This is a genomic window from Amycolatopsis sp. NPDC005003 (assembly GCF_053600695.1).
Window position 1 is genome coordinate 12,154 of the sequence record NZ_JBSGAI010000049.1, and the last position, 22,042, is coordinate 34,195.

General features: G+C 73.3%; 12 protein-coding genes. 1 reads left to right on the forward strand and 11 read right to left on the reverse strand.

Going from position 1 to position 22,042, the window contains the following annotated elements; translation table 11 throughout:
* Positions 1-4 precede the first annotated feature (4 nt).
* The 9 genes from ACWED2_RS39620 to ACWED2_RS39660 all read right to left on the reverse strand — a co-directional run bounded on the left by ACWED2_RS39620 (position 5) and on the right by ACWED2_RS39660 (position 19,009).
* Positions 5-817: an ABC transporter permease gene (locus tag ACWED2_RS39620; protein ID WP_449695652.1), complete on the reverse strand. Its 813-nt coding sequence runs from the start codon at positions 815-817 to the stop codon at positions 5-7.
* Complete coding sequence (locus ACWED2_RS39625) at positions 814-10,695, reverse strand: amino acid adenylation domain-containing protein (protein ID WP_449695653.1); 9,882 nt, start codon at positions 10,693-10,695, stop codon at positions 814-816. The genes ACWED2_RS39620 and ACWED2_RS39625 overlap by 4 nt, the downstream gene beginning before the upstream one ends.
* Complete coding sequence (locus ACWED2_RS39630; RefSeq protein ID WP_449695654.1) at positions 10,695-11,660, reverse strand: pyridoxal-phosphate dependent enzyme; 966 nt, start codon at positions 11,658-11,660, stop codon at positions 10,695-10,697. The genes ACWED2_RS39625 and ACWED2_RS39630 overlap by 1 nt, the downstream gene beginning before the upstream one ends.
* Entirely contained in the window at positions 11,651-12,871 is a 1,221-nt protein-coding gene (locus tag ACWED2_RS39635) for an acyl-CoA dehydrogenase family protein (protein WP_449695655.1), read from the reverse strand. Before ACWED2_RS39635 ends, ACWED2_RS39630 begins: the two co-directional genes overlap by 10 nt.
* On the reverse strand, positions 12,868-13,491 hold the full coding sequence (locus ACWED2_RS39640) for a DUF2786 domain-containing protein (RefSeq protein ID WP_449695656.1): 624 nt from the start codon (positions 13,489-13,491) through the stop codon (positions 12,868-12,870). Before ACWED2_RS39640 ends, ACWED2_RS39635 begins: the two co-directional genes overlap by 4 nt.
* Positions 13,492-13,494: 3 nt before the next feature.
* Positions 13,495-13,773 (reverse strand): acyl carrier protein, encoded by a 279-nt coding sequence (locus ACWED2_RS39645; protein WP_310969870.1) that lies wholly within the window; start codon positions 13,771-13,773, stop codon positions 13,495-13,497.
* Positions 13,774-13,862: 89 nt separating this feature from the next.
* Complete coding sequence (locus tag ACWED2_RS39650) at positions 13,863-15,539, reverse strand: phytoene desaturase family protein (protein ID WP_449695657.1); 1,677 nt, start codon at positions 15,537-15,539, stop codon at positions 13,863-13,865.
* 105 nt (positions 15,540-15,644) lie between these two features.
* Positions 15,645-18,215 (reverse strand): FtsX-like permease family protein, encoded by a 2,571-nt coding sequence (locus ACWED2_RS39655; protein ID WP_449695658.1) that lies wholly within the window; start codon positions 18,213-18,215, stop codon positions 15,645-15,647.
* Positions 18,215-19,009: an ABC transporter ATP-binding protein gene (locus ACWED2_RS39660; RefSeq protein ID WP_449695659.1), complete on the reverse strand. Its 795-nt coding sequence runs from the start codon at positions 19,007-19,009 to the stop codon at positions 18,215-18,217. The genes ACWED2_RS39655 and ACWED2_RS39660 overlap by 1 nt, the downstream gene beginning before the upstream one ends.
* A gap of 144 nt (positions 19,010-19,153) precedes the next feature.
* Between ACWED2_RS39660 and ACWED2_RS39665 the strand changes: the two genes are divergently transcribed.
* Positions 19,154-20,431, forward strand: coding sequence for a sensor histidine kinase (locus ACWED2_RS39665; protein WP_449695660.1), 1,278 nt, complete (start codon positions 19,154-19,156; stop codon positions 20,429-20,431).
* Here the strand turns inward: ACWED2_RS39665 and ACWED2_RS39670 are convergent, their stop codons facing one another.
* Together ACWED2_RS39670 and ACWED2_RS39675 are read right to left on the reverse strand one after the other, a co-directional pair.
* The gene (locus ACWED2_RS39670) at positions 20,432-21,076 is read right to left on the reverse strand and encodes a LuxR C-terminal-related transcriptional regulator (RefSeq protein WP_086839021.1); all 645 of its coding nucleotides are present in this window, start codon (positions 21,074-21,076) and stop codon (positions 20,432-20,434) included.
* A 153-nt stretch (positions 21,077-21,229) separates the two neighbouring features.
* Entirely contained in the window at positions 21,230-22,042 is an 813-nt protein-coding gene (locus ACWED2_RS39675) for a hypothetical protein (RefSeq protein WP_449695661.1), read from the reverse strand.

Consider the following 22,042-nt stretch of genomic DNA (forward strand, 5'->3'; position numbering starts at 1 on the left):
CTGACTAGGCGATGGTGCGGTACTTGCGGAAACTCAGGCCGCAGGCCAGCACCAGCGTGACGACGAGGGTGATCGCCACGACCACGCCGGGGTGCTGGGCCGGGAACCCGGTCTCGTCGACCGGGGTGCCCCACATGCGGCGGACCGCGGTGGTCACCGAGCTGACCGGGTTCCACTCCGCGACCGGCCGCAGCCACGCCGGCAGCCGGTCGGTCGACATGAAAGCGTTGGAGAGGAAGGAAAGCCCGAGCGTCGCCACCGCGCCGATGCCGTCGATCGCCTCGGGGTTGCGCAGTGAGAGGCCGAGCAGGATGCCGACCCAGATCATCGCGTAGAGGAACACGACGAGCAGGGCGAGCCCGCCGACGAGCGGCAGGAACCCGGTGTGCACCCGGCCGCCGACCAGCAGCCCGGACGCCACGGTGACGGCGAGGGCGATCAGGCCGACCACGAGGTCGCCGAGGGAGTGCCCGATCAGCACGGCGGGCCGGACGATCGGCAGCGAGCGGAACCGGTCGGTCAGGCCGCCGTTGAGATCGGTGGCCACGGCGATGGCGGTGGGGGCGATGCCGGCCAGGCCGACCTGCATCAGCGCGGCGGGGAACAGGAACTCCGGGTAGCTGCCGCTGCCCGGCACGATCACCGCGTCCTTGAACACGTACCCGATCGCCAGCATGGTGATCAGCGGGTTCAGCGTGACCGCGAGCAGGCGGCCGGGGACGTTGCGCAGGTGGGTGAGGCGGCGCCCGGCGAGCGCCAGCACCTCCACCACGGCGTCGGAAACCCGCCCGGTCCGCGCCGGGGTGAGCACAGTCATTCGTCCTCCTCGGAAGAGCCGTCCAGTTCGGCGGCGACGATCCGGCCGATGGCGGCCTGGGCTTGCGGGTGCATCATGAATTCGTGCCCGCAGCCGATGCGGTGCGTCTCGATCGCCCCGTCGACGTACGGTGCCCAGCGGCCGGGCCGCTCGGCGAGGTCCTCCTCGGTGAGCCCGTCGGCCGCCAGGAACAGCAGCAGGCGGCCCGAGAAGCGGGTGGGCTCGTACCGGACGGCGAGCTCGCCGTTGTTGCCCATCACGTCGAGCACGCGGGCCATCCGCTCCTCGCCGATCCCGGCCAGGCGTGACCCGCCGCGGCGCAGGACGTCGATGACGGCCGCCGGGGACAGTTCGGCGTCCCCGTCCGCGTCGTGACCGAGGTGCTCGAGGAAGCTGACCAGCAGCTCCTGCCGGGTCGGCGGGGCCTGGCCCGCCGCCTCGACCGGGAAGCTGTCCAGCACGCACAGGGTTTCCACCCGCTCGCCCGCTTCCTGCAGCTGCACGGCGATTTCGTGCGCCAGCAGCCCGCCGAACGACCAGCCGAGCAGGTGGTACGGGCCCGACGGCTGGATCGCGCGGATCCGGGCGGCGTACTCCTCGGCGACGTCCTCGACGCTGACCGGCAGTTCCCCGCCGGAGCCGATGTTCGGCGACTGCAGCCCGTACATCGGGCGGCCGGGGTCGAGGTGCTGGACGAGCCCGAGGTAGGGCAGGCTCAGGCCGAGTCCCGCGTGCACGCAGAACAGCGGTTCCCGGTCGCCGTCCGGCCGGATCGGCAGCACCGGGGCGAACGGGTCGAGCACGTCGCCGCCACCACCGCCGCCGGTGCCGGCCAGCGCGGCCAGCCGCTCGACGGTGCCGTGGGTCAGGACGTCGGCGACGGTGAACCGCAGGCCGGCGTTGCGGGCCAGCGCGACCAGCCGGACGGACAGCAGGCTGTTGCCGCCCAGTGCGAAGAAGTCGGCGTCGACGTCGACCTCGGGCAGGCCGAGTGTCTCGGCGAACGCCAGCCGCAGGACCTCCGCGGCCGGAGTGGTTCCGGCCGCCTTCTCCGTCGGTGCGGGCAGCTGCGCGTGGTCGAGCTCCCCGGCCGCGGTGAGCGGGAGGGCGGCGAGTTCGACGATCGCCGACGGCACCGCGAAGTCCGGCAGCTCCCGGGCCAGGTGCTCACGCAGGTCTCCGGTGTCGCCGCGGGGCACGACGTAGGCGACGAGCCGGTCGTCGCGGACGACGACCTCGGCGGCCGCGACCGCGGAGTGGCGCAGCAGCGCGGCCTCGACCTCGACCGGCCGGACGGCGAACCCGCGGGCCCGCACGGCTCCGGCCGCCGGCTCCAGGCTGCCGTCGAGCCGGCGCCGGACCACGGCACCGGTGCGGAACATCCGTCGCCCCGGTTCGAACGGGTCCGCGACGAACCGCGCGGCGGTGCGGCCGGGCTGTCCCGCGTAGCCGCGGGCGAGGGCCGGGCCGGCGAGCCAGAGTTCGCCGTGGGCGCCGGGCGGGACCGGCCGGAGCGTCTCGTCGAGGACGTGGACGCGGGCCGGGTGGGGCAGGCCGCCGTGGATGTGGACCTCGGCGCCGGCGCGGTGGAGCCGTTCGGTGAGCGGCGTGGCGAGCGGCTCGCCGGTGACGAGCAGCCGGACGCCCGCCAACGCCGGTTCGTGGTGCGCGGCGAGCGCCCGGACCTGGTGCGCGGTGGCGACGAGGACGGCGGGCAGTTCGCCTTCGAGCAGCCGCGCGAGTGCCGGGACGTCGCGGGTTTCGGCCTCGACGAGGTGCACCGAGGCCCCCGCGGCCAGCGCGGCGAGCACGGCGGGAACGGCGTCGGCCAGGTCGGGGACGATGACGCGGCTGCCGTCGGGAACGGACTCCCGCAGGGCGGCCACGGACTCGGCGAGGGCGCGGCGGGTGAGGACGGTGCCGTCCGGCAGGTGGGCGGCCGCGTGTCCGGGAGCGACCGCGGCGACGGTGGCGCCGCCTTCGGTCACGGTCACCCCGGCTCGCGTGGCGGGGTCGGCCAGCCGGTACGCCGCGCCCGCTTCGAGTGCGGCCAGTACCTGGACCACGCGCTCCGCCGGCCCGGCGGCGATCGTCACCGTCCACTCCGGACCCACGCCGCGGGCCGCCAGCTTCCGGACCTCCGCGGTCACCCTCCGGCGCAGCTGGGCGTGGCTGAGCCGGCCACCCGCCCAGATCAGCGCCGGGCCCCGGCTGGCGCGCAGCGACGGCAGCTCCGCCGGTTCCGCGGGGCCGGCCGGGTCCGGGTCCGGTTCCCCCGCGGTCAGCTCGATCCCGCTCAGCGGCAGCTCCGGGTCCTGCGCGACCGCCGACAGCAGCCGGTTCAGGCGGGCGGCGAGCAACTCCGCCGTCTCCGGGGTGAACAGGTCGGCGCAGTACTCGATGCTGCCTTCCAGTCCCCCGTCGCCCGGCCGCTCGCCCAGCTGGAACGTCAGGTCGAACTTGAACTTCGCCCCGGTCGCCGGGAGGAGTTCCGGCCGCACCGAAAGACCGCCGATCGTGAAGCGGGGGTCCGGGACCTCGTAGTACGACAGCATCACCTGGAACAGCGGCTGGCGCGACAGCGACCGCGCCGGGCGGGCCTTCTCGAGCAGCAGCTCGAACGGCAGGTCCTGGTGGGCGTACGCCTCGAGGTCGGTGTCCCGCACCCGGCCGACCAGCTCGGCGAACGTCGGGTTGCGGCCGGTGTCGGTGCGCAGCACCAGCGTGTTCACGAAGAACCCGACCAGGTCGTTCGTCACCTCGTCCGACCGGCCGGCGACCAGGCTGCCCAGCGGGATGTCGGTGCCCGCGCCGTGCTTGGTGAGCAGGGCGGCCACCGCCGCCTGCAGCACCATGAAGACGCTCGCGCCGGACCGGCGGGCCAGCGCGGTCAGTGCCTTGTGGACGGTCGGGGGCACCTCGAAGCCGACCGAGCCGCCGCGGAAGGCGCTCGCGGCCCGGCGCGGGAAGTCCGCGGGCAGCCGCAGTTCGTCGGGGAGCCCGTCGAGTGCGTCGCGCCAGTATTCCCACTGCCGGTCCGCCGCCTGGCGGTCGTCGAGCAGCTCGCGCTGCCAGACCGCGTAGTCGGCGTACTGCGCGGGCAGCGGCGCCCAGCCGGGCCGGGCGCCCCGCACCCGGGCGTCGTACGCGGTCGCCAGGTCGCGCGCCAGGACGTCCACCGACCAGCCGTCGCCCGCGATGTGGTGGAGGACGAGCAGCAGCACGTGCTCGTCGCCGGCGCGGTACAGGGTGGCCCGCAGCGGGCGGTCGGTGGCCAGGTCGAACCCGCGGGCCGCCTCGGCCGCCAGCACGGCCGTGAGCTCGTCCTCGGCGACCGTCGCGGTGTCGAGCGGCGCGTCCGGGGTGTGCGGCAGGACCCGCTGGTACGGGACGCCGTCGACGTCCGGGAAGACCGTGCGCAGGATCTCGTGCCGCTCGACGACGTCGGCGAGCGCGGCCGCCAGCGCGGCCGGGTCGAGGGCGCCGCCGAGCCGGACGGCCAGTGGGATGTTGTACCCGGCGCCTTCGAGGCGGTTCAGGAACCACATCCGGGTCTGCGCGTGGGAGAGCGGGATCTTCTCCGGCCGCGGGAGCTTCCGGAACCCGGCGCCCGCCTGGCCCGCCGAGACGAGCCGCCCGGCCAGCCGGCTGACGGTCCGCGCCTCGAACAGGTCCCGGATGGACAGCTCGGCGGCCAACGCGGACCGGACCCGGCTCACGACCGAGTTGGCCAGCAGGGAATGCCCGCCGATGACGAAGAAGTCGTCGTCGATGCCGATCTCCGGGACGCCGAGGACGTCGGCCCAGATTTCGCACAGCGTCGCCTCGACCGGGGTGCGCGGGCCGCGGGCGGTGGCGCCGGTCTGCTGGTCCGGCGCCGGCAGCGCCTTGCGGTCGATCTTGCCGTGCGCGGTCAGCGGGAAGCGGTCGAGGACGACGTACGCACCCGGGACCATGTACGCCGGCAGCTGCGCGGTCACGTGCTCGCGAAGGTCCTCGGCGGTGGCGGTGCCGGTGACGTACGCGACGAGCCGCCGGTCGTTGCCGGTGCCGTGCACGGTGACGACCGCTTCCCCGACGCCCGCGTGTGCGGCCAGGCAGGCTTCGATTTCGCCGAGTTCGATGCGGTGGCCACGGATCTTGACCTGGAAGTCGCGGCGCTCCACGAACTCCAGCTGACCGTCCGGACGCATCCGGACCCGGTCACCCGTGCGGTACATCCGCGTGCCCAGCTCGCCGAAGGGGTCGGCCACGAACACCGCCGACGTCCGTGCCGGATCGCCGACGTAGCCCCGGCCGACGACCAGGCCGCCGACGAACAGCTCGCCGATGGCACCCGCGGGCGCCGGGCGCAGCTCGTCACCCAGCACGTACAGCCGCGAATTCCGCACCGCGTGGCCGATCGGCACGACGTCGACGCTCGACCGGATCACCGCGTGCGTCACGTCGTCCGAGCACTCCGTCGGACCGTAGGCGTTCACCAGCGGCACGTCCGGGAAGCGCGCGAACCACCGGGCGCACAGGTCCGGCGGCAGCGCCTCACCCGTGACGACCAGCCAGCGGAGGCCGGAGACGTCCGGCTGCTCGGCCAGGTCCCAGGAATCCAAGGCCGCCCGCAGCAGCGACGGCACGACCTCCAGCACCGACACACCCTCGGCCCCGATCAAGCCGAACAACGCGTCCGGATCCGCCGCGACGACCCGCGACACCACCCGGACCCGGCCGCCGACCAGCAGCGGCGCCAGCATCTGCCACACCGAAACGTCGAAGGTCACCGGCGCGTTCTGCACCACCACATCCGACGACGCCAGCCCCAGATCCTCGACCTTCGCCAGCAGGTGGTTCACCATCCCCCGGCGGTGGACCATCGCCCCCTTCGGACGACCCGTCGAACCCGACGTGAAAATCACGTACCCCAGGTCCAGACCCGCGTCACCGGGCGCGACCGGCGCCCACTGCCCGTCTTCCGCGTCATCCAGAACGACGATCTCGATTTCGCCGCCGGCGATCTCGGCCGCCAGGTCCTCGAAGCCCGGACCCACCACGACCGACGCGGCGCCGGAATCCGCCAGCAGCCCGGCCAGCCGGGTCACGGGCAGCGTCGGGTCCAGGGGCACGTACGCCGACCCGGACCACAACACGCCCAGCACGGCCGTCACGAAGCCGACCCCGGGGTCGGCCAGGATGCCGGCCACGCCACCGCCCAGCCGGCGGGACAGCGCGCTCGCCCGGCCCGCCAGCGAGGCGTAGGACACCCATGCGCCACCGTCGGCCACCGCGGGTGCGTCCGGCGAGGCCAGCGCGAACTCGCACACCCGCGCCACCACATCGGCGCCCACCGGCCCGGTGGCACCGGCGCCGCGCTCCAGCTCCGCCGCCGGCACCACGTCGATCGCGCCCAGCGTCACCGAAGGATCGGCGACGGCGGTGTCGAGCAGGTGCCGGAACATGCCGGTGATCCGGCCGGCGCGCTCGGCGTCGAACGCCTCGGGGGCGTAGTCGAAGCGGAAAGCCAGTTCGGGGCCGGGGTTCACGACCAGGCTGAGCGGGTAGTGCCGGGAGTCTTCGGTGACGGCGTCGAGCACGCGGACGTCGTCGCCCAGGACCACGTCGGTCTGCTCGCCGTCGGCGGGCACGTTCTCGAAGACGATCGCGGTGTCGAACAGTTCGCCGGTGCCGGCCAGGCCGGGCACGTCGTTCTGCACCTCGGCGAGCCCGACGTGCTGGTAGGCCGACATCCGGGCCTGCTGGTCGCGGAGGAAGACCATGAGCTCGCCGAGGGTGCCCGCCGGGTCGAGCCCGGCCCGGACCGGCACCGTGTTGATGAACATCCCGACCATGGTCTCCACGCCCGGCAGCTCCGCCGGGCGCCCGGAGGTGACCGAGCCGAACACGACGTCACGGCGGCCGGTGAGCCGGCCGACCAGGATCGCCCAGCAGGCCTGCACGACCGTGTTCAGGGTGAGCTCGTGCCGCCGGGCCCACGCCACGAGCCCGGCGGTTTCGTCACGGGACAGCACCACTTCGGCCGACTCCGGGACGGCCTTCAGGTGGCCGTCGACTTCCGGCGCGACCTTCGTGGGCTCGGTGAGCCCGTCGAGGACTTCGCGCCACGCCCGCCGGGCTTCCCGCTCGTCCTGGCGGCCGAGCCAGGCCAGGTAGTTGCGGAACGGCGCCACTTCGGGCAGCGCGGCCGCCGGGCCGTGCGTGTAGAGCGTGGCCAGCTCGCGGATGAGGATCGGCACCGACCAGCCGTCGGTGGCGATGTGGTGTGCGGTCCAGAGGAACCGGTAGCGGCCGGCCGCGATCTTGATCAGGGTGAACCGGACCAGCGGCGGGTGCGCGAGGTCGAAGCGGCGTTCCCGGTCCTCGGCCGCCAGCCGGGCCAGCCGCTCCTCGCGGTCGGCCGCGGGCAGCGCGGACAGGTCGAGCTCGGTCCACGGCAGGGCGACCTCGGCGGCGATCAGCTGCACGGCTTCACCGCCGCGGCGGTGCCGGAAGTACGCGCGCAGGGTCGCGTACCGGCGCAGCAGGGCGGCACACGCCTCGCGCAGCGCTTCGACGTCGAGCGGGCCGGCGAGGTCCGCGGTGGCCTGCACGGTGTAGACGTCGACGCCGTCCGGGTCGAACTCGGAGTGGAACAGCAGGCCCTGCTGCAGCGCGGACAGCGGCAGGGCGTCCTCGATCCGGCCACCCTCCGGCGCCAGCTCCCGCCACTCTTCGGCGGTCAGCTCGACCAGCGGGCCGTCCGGGACGACGACGTCGGAGCCCGGTTCGCCGACGGCGACCTGCTCGGCGATGGCGGCCGGTGTGCGGCGCTCGAGGATGTCACGCGGGGTGAGCTCGATGCCGGCGGTGCGGGCCCGGCCGGCCACCTGGATCGCGCTGATGCTGTCGCCGCCGAGGGCGAAGAAGTTGTCGTCGATGTACACGCGCGGCACCGAAAGGACTTCGGCGAGGATGTCGCAGACGACCGTCTCGACGGTGTTGCGCGGACGGCGTCCGACGACCTCGGCCCGGAAGTCCGGGGCGGGCAGTGCCTCGCGGTCGACCTTCCCGTGTTCGGTGAGCGGCAGCTCGTCGAGCACGACCAGCGCCGAGGGCACCATGTAGTCCGGGAGCAGCTGCTGGGCGGTGCTGCGCACGGCACCGGCGTCGATCGGCTCCTCGGCGTCGACGCCGATCAGGTAGCCGGCGAGGCGCTTGCCGCCGTCGGCGTCGGTGAGCACCCGCACGACCGCGTCCAGGACGCCGGGCACGGACCGCAGGACGCTCTCGATCTCGCCGAGCTCGATCCGGTGGCCGCGGATCTTCACCTGGAAGTCCCTACGCTCCACGAACTCCAGCTGACCGTCCGGGCGCATCCGGACCCGGTCACCCGTGCGGTACATCCGCTTTCCGGCGGCCCCGAACGGATCCGCGACGAACACCGCGGCCGTCCTGGCCGGATCGCCGACGTAACCGCGGCCCACCACCAGGCCGCCGACGAACAGCTCGCCGACCGCACCCGCCGGCACCGGGCGCAGCTCGTCACCCAGCACGTACAACCGGGAATTCCGCACCGCGTGGCCGATCGGCACCACGTCGACACCCGACCGGATCACCGCGTGCGTCACGTCGTCCGAGCACTCCGTCGGACCGTACGCGTTCACCAGCGGCACCTCGGGGAACCGCGCGGACCACCGGGCGCACAGGTCCGGCGGCAGCGCCTCACCCGTCACCACCAGCCACCGCAGCCCCGACACGTCCGGCTGCTGCGCGGCCAGGTCCCAGGAATCCAGCGCCGCGCGCAGCAGCGACGGCACGACTTCCAGCACCGAAACGCCTTCGGCGCGGACCAGCCCGAACAACGCGTCCGGGTCGGCGGCGACCGCGCGGGACACCACCCGCACCCGGCCGCCGACGAGCAGGGGCGCGAGCATTTGCCACACGGAGACGTCGAAGGTCACCGGGGCGTTCTGCACCACCACGTCCGAGGACGCCAGCCCCAGATCCTCGACCTTGGCCAGCAGGTGGTTGACCATCCCGCGGCGGTGGACCATCGCCCCCTTCGGACGACCCGTCGAACCCGACGTGAAAATCACGTACCCCAGGTCCAGACCCGCATCGCCACCGGGAACCGGCGCCCACTCCTCGTCCTCGGCATCGTCCAGAACCACGATCTCGGTGTCACCACCGGCGATCTCGGCCGCCAGCTCCTCGAACCCGGCCCCCACCACCACGGCGTTCGCGCCCGCGTCGGCGAGCAGCCCGGCCAGGCGGGCCACTGGCATCCCGGTGTCCAGCGGCACGTAGGCCGCGCCCGACCACAGCACGCCGAGCACCGCCGACACGAACCCGACCCCGGGCTCGGCCAGCACCCCGACCAGGCCACCGCCGGTCAGCCGGCGGGACAGCGCGCTCGCCCGGCCCGCCAGCGAGGCGTAGGACACCCAGTCGCCGCCGTCGGCCACCGCGGGCGCGTCCGGCGAGGCCAGCGCGAACTCGCACACCCGCGCCACCACATCGGCGCCCACCGGCCCGGCCGCACCGACCCCGGCCGCCAGCAGCTCACCGAGCTCGTCCGCCGACACGACGTCGACCGCGCCCAGCACCGCCGAAGGATCGGCCTCGGCGAGCCGGCCGACGAACCCGGCGAGCCGCTCGAGGTGCGTGGTGACGCCGTCGGCGTCGTAGAGGTCGGGGTTGCCGTTGAGGTGGATCTCGATGACGTCTTCGGTGACGTCGAGGACGGTCAGCGACAGGTCGTTGGTGATCCCGGTCGACAGGTTCATCACGCGCGTGTGGCACTCGCCGAGCCGCAGGCCGGGCTCGGGCGGGAGCACGTTGACGAACGGGCCGCCGAACGGGCGGCGCTCGTCGCTGCGCACGCCGATGTCCCGGCGGATCTGGTTGACGTGGTAGCGCTGGTGCTTGAGGGTCGCGGCGAGCTCGCCCGAGGCTTGGGCCAGCAGCTCGGCGATCGTCGTCTGCGGCTCCACGATCATCCGCAGCGGCAGGTAGTTCGCGACCATGCCCGGGGTCGCCCGCGAGCGGACGCCCGCGCGCGCCGCGACCGGGACGGTCAGCAGCAGGTCCTTGATGCCGGAAAGCCGTTGCGTGTAGGCCGCCATCGCGGCGATGAAGAAAGTCGGCAGCGTCACCTTCGCGCCCGCGGCCGCCTCCCGCACGGCCTTGGCCGTCTCCGGGGGCAGCACCATGGTGCGCCGCAGGAAGCCGCGGGCCGGGGCCGGTTCCTTGCCGGAGAGGCTGACCAGGTCGGGCGTGGTGTCGAAGTGCCGTCCCCAGAACTCCTTGTCCCGCAACCGGTGCGGGGAGTCCTGGTAGGCGAGGTCGGCGTCCAGCAGCAGCCGGAACGGCGGCAGCGCGGTGGGCCCGGGGTCTTCCCCGGCCAGCAGCGCGTTGTAGAGCTCGCCCAGACGGCGGTGGCAGATCGCCGCGCTGAAGCCGTCGCCGATGAGGTGGTGCGTGGTCAGGTACCAGAAGTGCCGCTGCTCCCCCACCTTGATCAGGGCGCCGCGGAAGAGCGGGAAGTCTTCCAGGGAGAACGGGTGCCGCATGTCCTCGTGCATCCAGTCGAGCGCGGCGCCCTCCGGGTCGGCTTCCCCGGTCACGTCCGGGTACCGGATCGGGAGCTCGTCCAGCGGCTCGATGAGCTGCCGCGGTTCGCCCTCGACCTCGACGAACCGGGCCCGGAAGCACTCGGCTTCGTCGGCCAGCGCGCGCAGGGCCGCGCCGAACACCCCGACGTCCAGCGGGCCGGTGATGTCCAGGTAGTCCGCCATCGCGTAGGCGAGGCCACCACCGGACAGCTGCTCGTCGTACCAGACGTCGGTCTGTGCGGTGGACAGGGGCAGGAACGCGTCGACCGCGGTCATCAGGGCACCTCGAAGAGTGTTTTGGCGTACGGGGTTTCGTGTTCGGCACCGGCGGGCAGCGCTTCGGGGCCGTAGTTGTCCTTGACCCACTGGTCCTGGTAGATCGTGTCGAGGTAGCGGTCGCCGAGGTCGGGCGAGAGCACCACCGCCGTGGCCGCGTCGTGGTCCTCGAGCCAGCCGAGCGCGCCCGCCAGCACCATGCCGGAGCCGCCGCCGAGCAGGAAGCCGCTCAGCGCGAGCCGGCGGCAGGCGCGGATCGCGGCCGCCTCGTCGACCCGCACCAGATCGTCCACAAGGGACATGTCGATGACCGGGAACCGCACGCTGGTGCGCACCGCCGTGCTGCGCCGGGCGGCCCGCGGCCCGGGGCCGACGCACTCGACGGCCACGATCCGCACCTGCGGCCGGACCTGGCGCAGGTAGCGGGCGCAGCCGGTGAGGGTGCCCGCCGAACCGACCCCGACGAAGAGCACGTCGAGGTCCGGCACGGTGCGCAGGATGTCCGGGCCGGTCGAGCGGAAGTGGGCCATCCAGTTGCCCGCGTTGACGTACTGGTCCAGCCAGGTGTAGCCGTCGTTCTCCGCGCACAGGCGGCGCACGAGCCGCAGGCCCGCGGCCGGGTCGGGGGCGACCAGCACCTCGGTGCCGAGGTTCTGCATCAGCTGCCGGGTGAGCAGCGTGCTGCGCGGGTCGGTGACGCAGACGAACCGGTAGCCGCGGCTGGCGGCGACCAGGCTCAGCGCCACGCCGAGGTTGCCCGACGACGTCTCGACGATGGTCGAGCCCGGGCGCAGCACGCCCGCGCGCTCGGCCAGCGTCACCATTTCGAGGGCGGGCTTGAGCTTGCTCGACCGCGCGAAGTTGAAGCCCTCGCACTTCATCAGGACCCGCCGGCCCACGATGTTTTCGAGGTCGACGTAGAGGTCCGTGACGTCGAACTCCTCCGGCCTCGTGATCACCCGCACGACGAACCTCCGGTCGACGGTTTCCCGGCGTGGGCGGGGAAGGGCGCGGTGCGGCCGAGCTTCCCCGTGGCCAGGCCCTGGAAGACGGTGAGCTTCTGGATGTTGCCGGCGCCTTCCATGAACTCGACGCCGCGCGCGTCCCGGACGAGCTTGTCCAGCGCCGGGTGGTCCCAGCGGGCGCGCGGCCCGAAGAAGCCGCAGGCTTCGAGCGTGGCGTCCTCGGCCAGCCGGCACGCTTCGGCCTTGGCCGCCGAGGCGAGGTGGCCGCGGGAGCCGTCCGCGTCGACCTCGATGGCGGACAGCTGCACGAGGTGCCGCACGCCCTCGATGCGGCGGCCCAGCTCCTCGAGCCGGTCGCGGCCGTCACGACCGAGCGGGCCGCGCTCGGCCAGCACGTAGTCGTGGGCGGCCGCGGCGATGCCGACCGCGATCGCGGCGACCCCCGGCCGCAGCCGGTTGAACGTCTGCACGCACGCCCACATGCCCCGCCGGGCGGGCGAGCGGTCCCGGCCGAGCACGCGCTCGGCGGGCACCACCACGCCGTCCAGGGTCAGCTCGCAGATCCGCGCGGCACGCAGGCCCAGCGACTCGAGCGGCCGGGCGTGGAAGCCCGGGTCCGCCGTGTCCACCAGGACCGCGGTCACGCCCAGCGGGCCGGGCCCGGTACGGGCGAAGACGACTCCCAGCGCGGCTCGCGCGGCGTTGCCGACGTACTTCTTGCGGCCGTCGAGCCGGTGCGGCCCGCCGTCCGGCGAGGTCTTGAGCGCCGTTTCCAGCGCGGTGGCGTCGGAACCGCGGTCCGGCTCGGTGAGCGCGAAAAACGTCCAGGTCGGCCGCTCGAGGAGCCGGCCGTAGAACCACTCCTTCTGCTCCCGGTCGGCCAGCACGTCGACGAGCACGCCGGACATCGACGCGCCCGGGCTGGCCAGCATCAGGCCGGCGTCGCCCCGGGCGAGTTCTTCGAGCACCACCGCCCGCTCGATCGCCGTCATGCCGTGGAAGCGGTGCTCCCCCAGCCGCAGGCCCGCGCCCCCGAACTCCTCCGGGACGAGCATGGCCGCCAGGCAGCGGACGCCGGCCAGCTCCAGGTGCTCGCCGACACCGTCGGGGTCGGTGTCGAGGCCGGCGCCCGCGGCGCGGAACTCCGCGCCCCACAGCCGGGCCTCGTCCCGCAGCGTCACCAGCCGGTCGTCCAGCACGGTCGCGGTCACGCCACCGCCTCCGGGGTGTAGGCCCCGGCGAGCAGCTCGGAGACGTCGGCGACCTCACCCGCGCCACCGCGGACGTACCCCGCCGCGCCGAGCAGGCGCAGCAGGACGCGGTCGGTTTCGGTGAGCCGCCGGTGCAGGTAGGCCAGGGCCTCCGGCGGCGGGCCCGCCTCGTGCGCGGTCAGGAACGCGCGCACCTCGAGCTGCCCGGTCAGCGCCTCCGCGACGGCGCCCTGGACCATCTGACGGCGCAGCAGGGTGGTGTCGCCGCTGCGCCGCCCGCCCAGGTAGGCGAGCCCGCTGTCGAGCAGGGCACCGGACAGGCCCAGCCGCAGCCACACCACCCCGGTCACCAGGGCCGGGTCGGGGTGGCCGGTGGGCCGGAGGGTCCGCACCAGGACGACGGGGCCGCCGGGCAGCTCCGCCGTCCGGACCACGAGCACGTCGCCGTCGCGGTCCGCCGGCCCGGCCGGCCGGACCGCGGCACCGCCGGCCCCGAACGCGGTCGCACCGGGGGGCAGGGCCGCGTGCAGCACCGCCAGCGCGGGGGCCGGCCCTTCCGCCCGGGCGGTGTCGTGGCACCGCAGCCAGGTCGCCGTGAGCGGCGGCGAGATCGTGGTCATCGCTCAGGCAGCCATTTCCGCCGAGACGAAGCGGGCCAGCGACCCGACCGACTCGAAGTGGCTCATTTCGAGGTTCTCGGCGTCGAATTCGATGCCCAGCGCCTCTTCCAGCTGCATCAGCAGTTCCAGCACGCCGGTGGAGTCGAGGCCGGCGTCCGCGAGCCGGGTCTCCGGGCCGAGGTCGGCGACCTCCGTCTCCAGCACGGACTCGAGTGCGGCGCAGATCCCCGCGACGACCCGGTCGTCGAGGACCTCCGTCGATCCAGCCACGGTTTCCGTCACTTCGCTCACCATTCCCTTCGTGAAGACAGCAGCAATTACCCCTGGCCCGGACGAGCCGGGCCTCGAGTTCTTTCTTTCCGGGGGCGTCCTTATCCCGCCACGACCCGGTCGAGCAGGGCGAGGCCGCGCGCCTCGCGCCGCCGCAGCCCCCGTGAGGTGCGCAGCGGATCCCAGCCGGGCTCGCGGTCCGGGAGCAGTTCGGGGTTGCCCAGCGCGCCCTCGGCGAGCACCGGCCGGCCGAGGATCGTCGAGGCGCACAACGCGCCCCCCGTGGCGACCCCCACGATCCCGCCACCGTGCAAGATGCTCTGGCCGGTCAGGTAGAGACCGCCGATCCCCGAATCGATATCCGGCCGTTGCCCGACGCGGCCCCAGGTGTGCAGGCCGTACGCGCTGCCCCCGGTCGAAAGCGTGTAGCGCTCCTGGGTCAGCGGCGTCGACGTTTCGGCGTGCACGAGGTGCTTGCGGAACGGCCCGATCGCGGCCTCGGCCAGGTCCAGCATCTGTTCGGTCAGCCGGTTCTTCGCGCCGAGGTAGGCAGGCTCGCGCCGGTACCTCGCCCCGTGCGCGGGCCCGTCCGCGAGTCCCCAGTGCGCGTACCCGGGCGGGCAGGCGGTCATGATCTGGAAGTTCATGTGCCCCGGCGGGCACGCCGATCCCGGCACCGGGTCCTTCAGGGAGGCGAAGGACAGGAACGCGAACGGCAGCTCGTCGAGCCGGCCGGCCTCCACCTGCGCGTAGGCGGCGTCGACGTCTTCGCCGGGCCAGTACCAGATGTTCGCGCTGGGCAGCGGCAGTTCCCGGTCGAGCGCGACGTAGCAGACGGCCAGCGGGAGCCGCATCGTCGCGGTCTCCGCGCGGGTCACCACCGGCTCGGGCAGGTTTTCCCGGCCACCGCACAGTTCCAGGACCGTCCGGCGGTAGTCCGCATTGGACACGACGACCGGCGCGCGGTGCTCCGTGCCGTCGGTCAGCCGGACGCCGGCCACCTTGCCGCGCTCGATCAGGATCTCCTCGACCCGGGTGCGGGTGAGCAGCGTGCCGCCGTGCGACTCCAGCAGCTCGACGAACGACGCGGCGATCACCTGCCCGCCGCCCTCCGGGTAGTACGCGCCGCGCAGGTAGTCGTCGAGCATCATCGTGTGCGCGACGACGAGCGTGCCGGCCGGCGCGGAGCCGTAGTTGCCGGACTGGGCGGCCAGGACCGTGCGGGCGCGGGCGGACAGCCCGCAGTGGTCGAACAGCTGCGCCAGCGTCCGGCGGCTCCAGCGCAGCATCACGGCCGGCACCTTCGCCGCCGGGGCGGGCGCGAAAGCGGACTGGCGGCAGGCCTGGGCGACGGCCGCGCAGATGTCGATGTAGCGGGTGATGCCGTCCGCTTCGGCGGGCAGCGCGGCCCGCAGCCGGTCGGCGTAGCGGTCCCAGCCGGCCGGCACGTCCACCGTGACGCTGGGCAGCACGATCCGGTCGAACCCGTCGGGGTCCATCGGGTGGAACCGCACCCGGTCCCCCAGGCCGAGGCCGGAGAGCACCCGCGGCAGCAGGCCGTCCGGCCCGCAGTCGCCGAGGTAGTGCACCCCGACGTCGAACTGGTAGGCGCGCCGGCGGCGGAACACGTGGCTGTTGCCGCCCGCGACGTCGTGCTGTTCGAGCACGAGGACGCGCATCCCGCTCGCCACCAGGTACCCGGCGCAGACGAGCCCGCCGATCCCGGAGCCGACCACGATGGCGTCCCAGCGCCCGGCGGCGTTCTCTTCGGTGTTCACGCCCCGACGCTATGCCGGAGCGGTGACCTCGGGCTGACCGCGCGCTGACAATCCGGGGGAGAGTTCGTCAGCGCGGCTGGGGGTCCCCGGCCCGCCCGAGGTCACCTATTCAGGGGCGAGCGTCGAAGGCGACGGCCTGGTGCGCAACGTGAACCACGTCGGCGCACAGGTGGCCACCACCGTCAGCACGACGGCCAGCCCGAGTATCACCAGATATATCCACAAAGGACCGGACGGGACGAGGCTGTCCGAGACCGCCGCGCTGAAGGGCACCAGCATCGAGGCCGCGACCAGCGTGCCGAGGAAGGCACCGATGGCGGCCACGATCCCCGCTTCCACGGCCATCATGCGCATCACCTGCCCCCGCGTCGACCCGATGAGCCGCTGCAGCCCGAACTCCCGCCGCCGGTCCGCCGTGGCCATCACCAGCGTGTTGACCATCGAGATCGCGGCGTACACCAGCAGCAGCCCGACGATCAGGTAGTTGACCCAGGCATTGGCCTGGACCTCCGCCAGGAACGCCTTGGTGAGCGCCTCCCGGCCGGCCACCTGCACGCCGTCGACGTCCCCGACCTTGCTGCGCAGCGAAGCGAGCAGATCGCCTTCCGGCGTCCCGGATTGCGCCATCACGAGGATCCGGTCGGCCGCGCCCGCGGCCGTGTGCGGGGCGAGGGTGTCGGCCGGCATCAGCGCCGACGCCGAGGCCGCCGTGGTCCGCAGCGTCGCGACGACGTCCAGGGTGGCCCGGGAGCCGTCGCCCAGCCGCATGACGACCTTCGCGCCGACGCCGACACCGAGCCGCTGCGCGAGGTCCGCGGGCAGGGCGATGGTGTTCCCGCGCAGGGCGTCGAGCTGCCCGCTCGCGACGATGCTCCCCCACGCCTTCGCCACGCCGTCGGCCGTGATGCCGGTGAGGTCCACGCCGTCTTCGTCCTGCGTGGCGTCCGACGGCTTTTCGTTGTACCCCTTGCTGGTCACGAACGCCGTCGCGCCGGCGACACCGGGTGTCCGCTGCACCTCGGCGACGAGGCCGGGCGGCAGGTCACCGGTCGCCGACGTCACGACGGCGTCGGCCAGCAGCGAGTCGGTGTACTGCTTCTCCGCGACCGCGACCTCCGTGGTCTGGAAGTACAGCATGAAGATCGCGAGACTGGTGGCGAGCATGATCGGCGTGACCGCGCCCGCCATCGGCATCCAGCGGGCCCGTGCGTTCAGCGACGCCAGGTAGCCGGGCAGGCCGCCCAGCGCGCGGATCGGCCGGCGCAGCACCGCGACCAGCAGCTTGGTGAGGCCGGGGGCGAACAGCGCGACGGCGGTCGCCACCAGTGTCACGGCCGGGCCTGCCGTGCTAGCCGCCAGGGGGCCGTCGACGACGGTGATCGTCAGGTAGGCCAGCGCCACCGCGCCGATCAGGCTCGACACACCGAGCCACAGCCGCGTCGGGGTCAGCCAGCGCGTGGGGATCGCCGTTTCCCGCATGGCTTCCACGGGCCGCGTGCGCCCGGCGTACCGGGCGGCGACGAACGCGGCGCCCCAGGCCGAGCCCAGGCCCACGATCGCCGCGGCGACCACCGGGTAGAAGCCCTGTTCGAACTTGAGCACCGGCTGGATCACGCCGAACCCGGTCAGCCGCCCGAAGAGCCAGTCGCCGAGCAGCACGCCGGGGAAGATCGCCAGCGCGGTGCCCAAGGCCCCGATGATCATCGCCTCCCCGGTGATCATCCGGCTCAGCTGGCGCGGGGTCGCCCCGATCGCCCGCAGCATGGCCACTTCGCGGCGCCGCTGCTGCACCGAAAGCGTCAGGGTGCTCGCGACGACGAACATGGCGACCTGCGCCGCGAGGCCGCCGAACACGGCCGCGAGGATGATCAGCAGTTCGCCGTCGCCGGCGGCCTTGGCGAACTCCGCGGAACCGCGGGCGTCGCCGGTCAGGGTCACCGCGCGCTGGTCGCGCACGGCGGCGGCGAGCTGCGCGGTGACGGTACCGACGTCGGCACCGGGGGCGAGCTGGACGCCGAACGCGTCCACCTGCCCGGCCGCGGACCGCAGCCCGCCGGCTTCGGCGGGTGAGAAGAACACCGCGTCGGCAGCCATCCGGCGGCCGGCGTCGGCGATGCCGGTGACCTGGTAGGAGTGCACCCCACCGCGGACGGCGATGTCGACCTTGCCGCCGGCGTGCGCGCCGATCCGCCCGGCGGTGGCCGAGTCGAGCACGACCTCGCCCTCGCGGATCGGGGCCTGGCCCTCGGTCAGCCGGTAGGGCGCCAGCTCCGCGGATACCCAGCTGTGGCCGGCCTGGGTGCCGGGCACCGACGGGCCGCCGGTGTCGCCGAGCACCTCGGCGTGGAAGGAGACGTCGGGCACCACGTGGGCGACCCCGGGCACGCCGCTGATCGTGCCGGCGAGGCCTTCGTCGAGCCGGACGCGCTCGGACAGCGTCGCGGTCTCGTGGTAGGCGTCCTCACCGTGGCCGACCGTGGGCAGGTCGTAGGACTGGTTGCCGGCCACCACGATCGGCGCGGCGGCCAGCCGCTGCGGCGGGATCACGGTCCGGATGCCGGTCTCCATGAGGCCGCCGCAGGCGAGCATCACGGCGGTGCCGACGAACACCGAGACGAGGGTGGCGATGAAACCACCGGTGCGGTAGCGCAGGGTGCGTACGACGAGGGTCAGCATCAGCGCGTCAGCTCGCTCAGCCAGGGGCCTTCCTGCGGCCGCTGCTCGGTGCGGGCGACGAGGTTCGTCATCCGGCGGGCCACCTCTTCGGGGTTCGGCTGCCGCAGCTCGTCGACGACCCGGCCGTCGGCGAGGAAGAGCACGCGGTCGGCGTAGGAGGCGGCCACCGGGTCGTGCGTCACCATCACGATCGTCTGCCGGGACACGCTCGTCGCTTCCCGCAGGAGGTTCAGCACTTCCTGGGCCGAACGCGTGTCCAGCGCGCCGGTCGGCTCGTCGGCGAAGATGACCTCGGGGTGGGTGACGAGGGCACGCGCGATCGCCACCCGCTGCTGCTGCCCGCCGGAGAGCTCGGCGGGCCGGTGGTGGCGCCGCTTGCCGAGGCCGACCTGCTCGATGACGCGGCGCACGAGGGCCGGGTCCGCCCGGCGGCCGGCCAGCCGCAGCGGCAGCGTCACGTTCTGCTCGACGTCGAGCGCGGGCAGCAGGTTGAAGGCCTGGAACACGAACCCGATCCGGTCACGCCGCAACCGGGTCAGCTCGACCTCGCGCATCACGCTGAGGTCGGTGCCGCCCAGCACGATCGAGCCGGACGTCGGCTTGTCCAGGCCGGCCGCGCAGTGCAGCAGCGTGCTCTTCCCCGACCCCGACGGTCCCATCACCGCGGTGAACGTGCCGGCGGCGAAGCCGGCCGTCACGTTGTCGAGGGCCAGTACCTGCGCCCCGTTCTTGCCGTACGCCTTGCGTACGGACAGAAGCCGCACGACTTCGGCCGTGTCGCCTTGCTGGTACATCTGCGGCTCCCCTGCGCGTCCTTCGTTCCTTACCGCGACCACGTTACGAAGCCGCGGGCCGGTTTCCGAGGGTGCTAGGGAGCGGAAGTTTGCGGGGGTTAGCACTACCGCGGAGAAGGCCGCCGCCTGCGCATAATGGGCGCCATGACTAGCGGAAGCCCGGTCGCCACGATGACGCGGTCGCTGCTGCGCGACGGCGGCCTGGCGACCTTGCGCGGCGGCGCGCTCGCCGTGGTGGCGGTGACCGAACTCGTGATGTTCGTCGTCGTGGTCACCGCCGGCTCGCTGATCGGCGTGGGCGTGGGGCTGTTCGTGCTGCCCCCGGCGGTGCTGCTGATGCGCTCGCTGACCGACCGGGTCCGCGCGTCGGCCGAAGCGTGGTCCGGCGTGCGGATCCCGTCCCCGTACCTGCCGGAGCCGGCCGGGAGCACGCCGGTGCGCCGCTGCCACCACCTGCTCGGCGACCGCGCGAACTGGCGCGACGCACTGTGGCTGCTGGTGGACAGCTCGCTCGGCATCCTGCTCACCCTCACCCCGCTGCTGCTGATCCTGCACGGGATCCGCGGGCTCACGATGCCGTTCCTGGTCGGGACCGAAGCGGCCGAGTGGCTCGGCACCTGGTACGTCGTGCTCCCGGTGGACGACCAGCCGACGGCCTGGTTCGCCGCCATCCTCGGCCTCGCGCACTTCCCGCTCGCCCTGTGGAGCGCGCCGCACCTGCTGAAGCTGCACGCGCGGCTCGCGGCCACCCTGCTGTCCCCGACCGAGGTGACCCGGCTGACCAACCGCGTGCAGCACCTGGCGGAGAGCCGCGACGACGCCGTGGGTTCGCAGGCGACCGAGCTGCGCCGCATCGAGCGCGACCTGCACGACGGCGCCCAGACGCACCTCGTCGCGATGGGGATGACGCTCGACGCCGCCATGCGCGTGCTCGATTCCCATCCCGAAGCGGCCCGGTCCTTGATGGACGAGGCGAAGAACAGCTCGGCCAAGGCGTTGCAGCAGCTGCGTGACCTCGTCCGCGGCATCCAGCCACCGGTGCTGGTCGACCGCGGCATCGCGGACGCGATCCGCACCCTGGCCATCGAAAACCCGCTGCGCATCGAGACGACGATCGACCTGCCCGGCCGTCCTTCGCTGGCGGTCGAGACGGCCGCGTACTTCTCGGTGTCCGAACTGCTGAACAACGCGATGAAGCACGCGCGCGCGGACAGCGGCGCGATCAACGTCCACTACGAGTTCGGCCGGCTGGTGATCAACGTCAGCGACAACGGCTGCGGCGGCGCGAACATCGACGGCGGTTCGGGGTTGCGCGGCATCGAGAAGCGCCTCGCTCCCCTCGACGGCTTCATCACCATCCTCAGCCCGCTCGGCGGCCCGACCATGGTGACGATCGAGATCCCCTGCAGCCTCGCAGCCTGATCAGTGCTTCAGATACGCCAGCACCGCCAGCACCCGCCGGTTGGCGTCCTCCGACTGGGGCAGGTTCAGCTTCGCGAGGATGTTGTTGATGTGCTTGGAAACGGCCTTCTCGGAGACGACCAGCTCGCCCGCGATGTTGCTGTTGGACCGGCCTTCGGCCATCAGCTTCAGCACCTCGCGCTCCCGAGGGGTGAGCCGCTCCAGGCGGTCGTCGCGGGTGTTGTGCGTCAGCAGGCGGGTCACCACGTCCGGGTCCATCACCGTGCCCCCGAGGGCGACCTGGCGGACGGCGTCCACGAACTGGTCGCCGTGGAACACGCGGTCCTTGAGCAGGTAGCCGACCGAGCCCTCGCCGTCGGCGAGGAGTTCGTCGGCGTACAGCCGTTCCACGTACTGCGAAAGCACGAGCACCGGGAAGCCCTGGATGCGGCGCCGCGCTTCGATCGCGGCGCGCAGGCCCTCGTCGGTGAACGACGGCGGCAGCCGGATGTCGACGATCGCGATGTCCGGGCGTTCGCGCAGCATGGCTTCCAGCAGGTCCGGCCCGTTGTCCACGGCGGCGCTGACCTCGAATTCGTGCGCTTCCAGCAGCCGCACCAGGCCGTCCCGGAGCAGGAACTGGTCTTCTCCGATGACCACGCGCACTTGTCCGTCCCCCGCTTCGAGCCCGATTGCGACCAACGACCATCTTAGGGCTCGTTACCAATCCGGCCAAAAGCAGGCCGACCCCCGAGCGGCACGCAACCGTTGCTACGAAGCCATTCGGCCGTGACTGTGGTCGGATTGGTAACAATCGGCTCAGTAATCGGACCCGGCCACCACGCAGATCCCCAGCGCACCGCGGCGCGGGTCGTAGTCGGCCAGCAGCACGGAACCGGTGGACGTACCGTCAGCGAGCGGTGCCCAGAGCCCGGTGCACGGGAACTCGGGCGGCGCGACGATCGCGTCCGGCCAGGAGCCCAGCCCGGCGAGCCCGCGGCCGAGGACGACCGTCTCCGCCGGCTCGAACTCCGGCAGGGCATCCGGGTCGGCTTCGGGGTCGTAGCCGACGCGGACCGTCCGGCCGCCGCCGGCTTCGAACAGCAGGGCGGTGGCGGCGTCGCCGATCCGGTCCGGTGTGTCGTACGGCGTGACGCCCTGGTCCATGAGCAGCACCAGGACGCGCCGGTAGCCGTGGCGCCGCACGTAGGAGCCGGCGATCCGCAGGGCGGTGAACGGGGCCAGGCTGCCCTGCCCCGAAACGGAAAACACCAGCGGGTTGCCGGGGAGCACGGCGGTGAGGTTCACCGGCGCCGACAGCCGCGGGTCGAACTCGGGCGCCGCGTGGGCGACGATCGCGAGGTCGATCCGCTCGCCGGACAGCTGCCCGGCGAGCAGTTCGCGGGCCATCGCGAGGAAGGGGTTGCCGCGCGCCCGCGTCACCCGGTCGGGCCGGAACCCGATCTCGTGCCCGCGGCTGAGGTCGGCGAAGTACCGGTGCAGCTCGGGGACGTCGATTTCGCGCATCCCCGGCCCGAATTCGCGCCGGGTCGCCAGCGCCAGGCGCAGCGGCAACGGCCGCAGGCCCGGCGGAGGTGCGGAGGACAGGGTGGTCGCGGACGCGCGGTACAT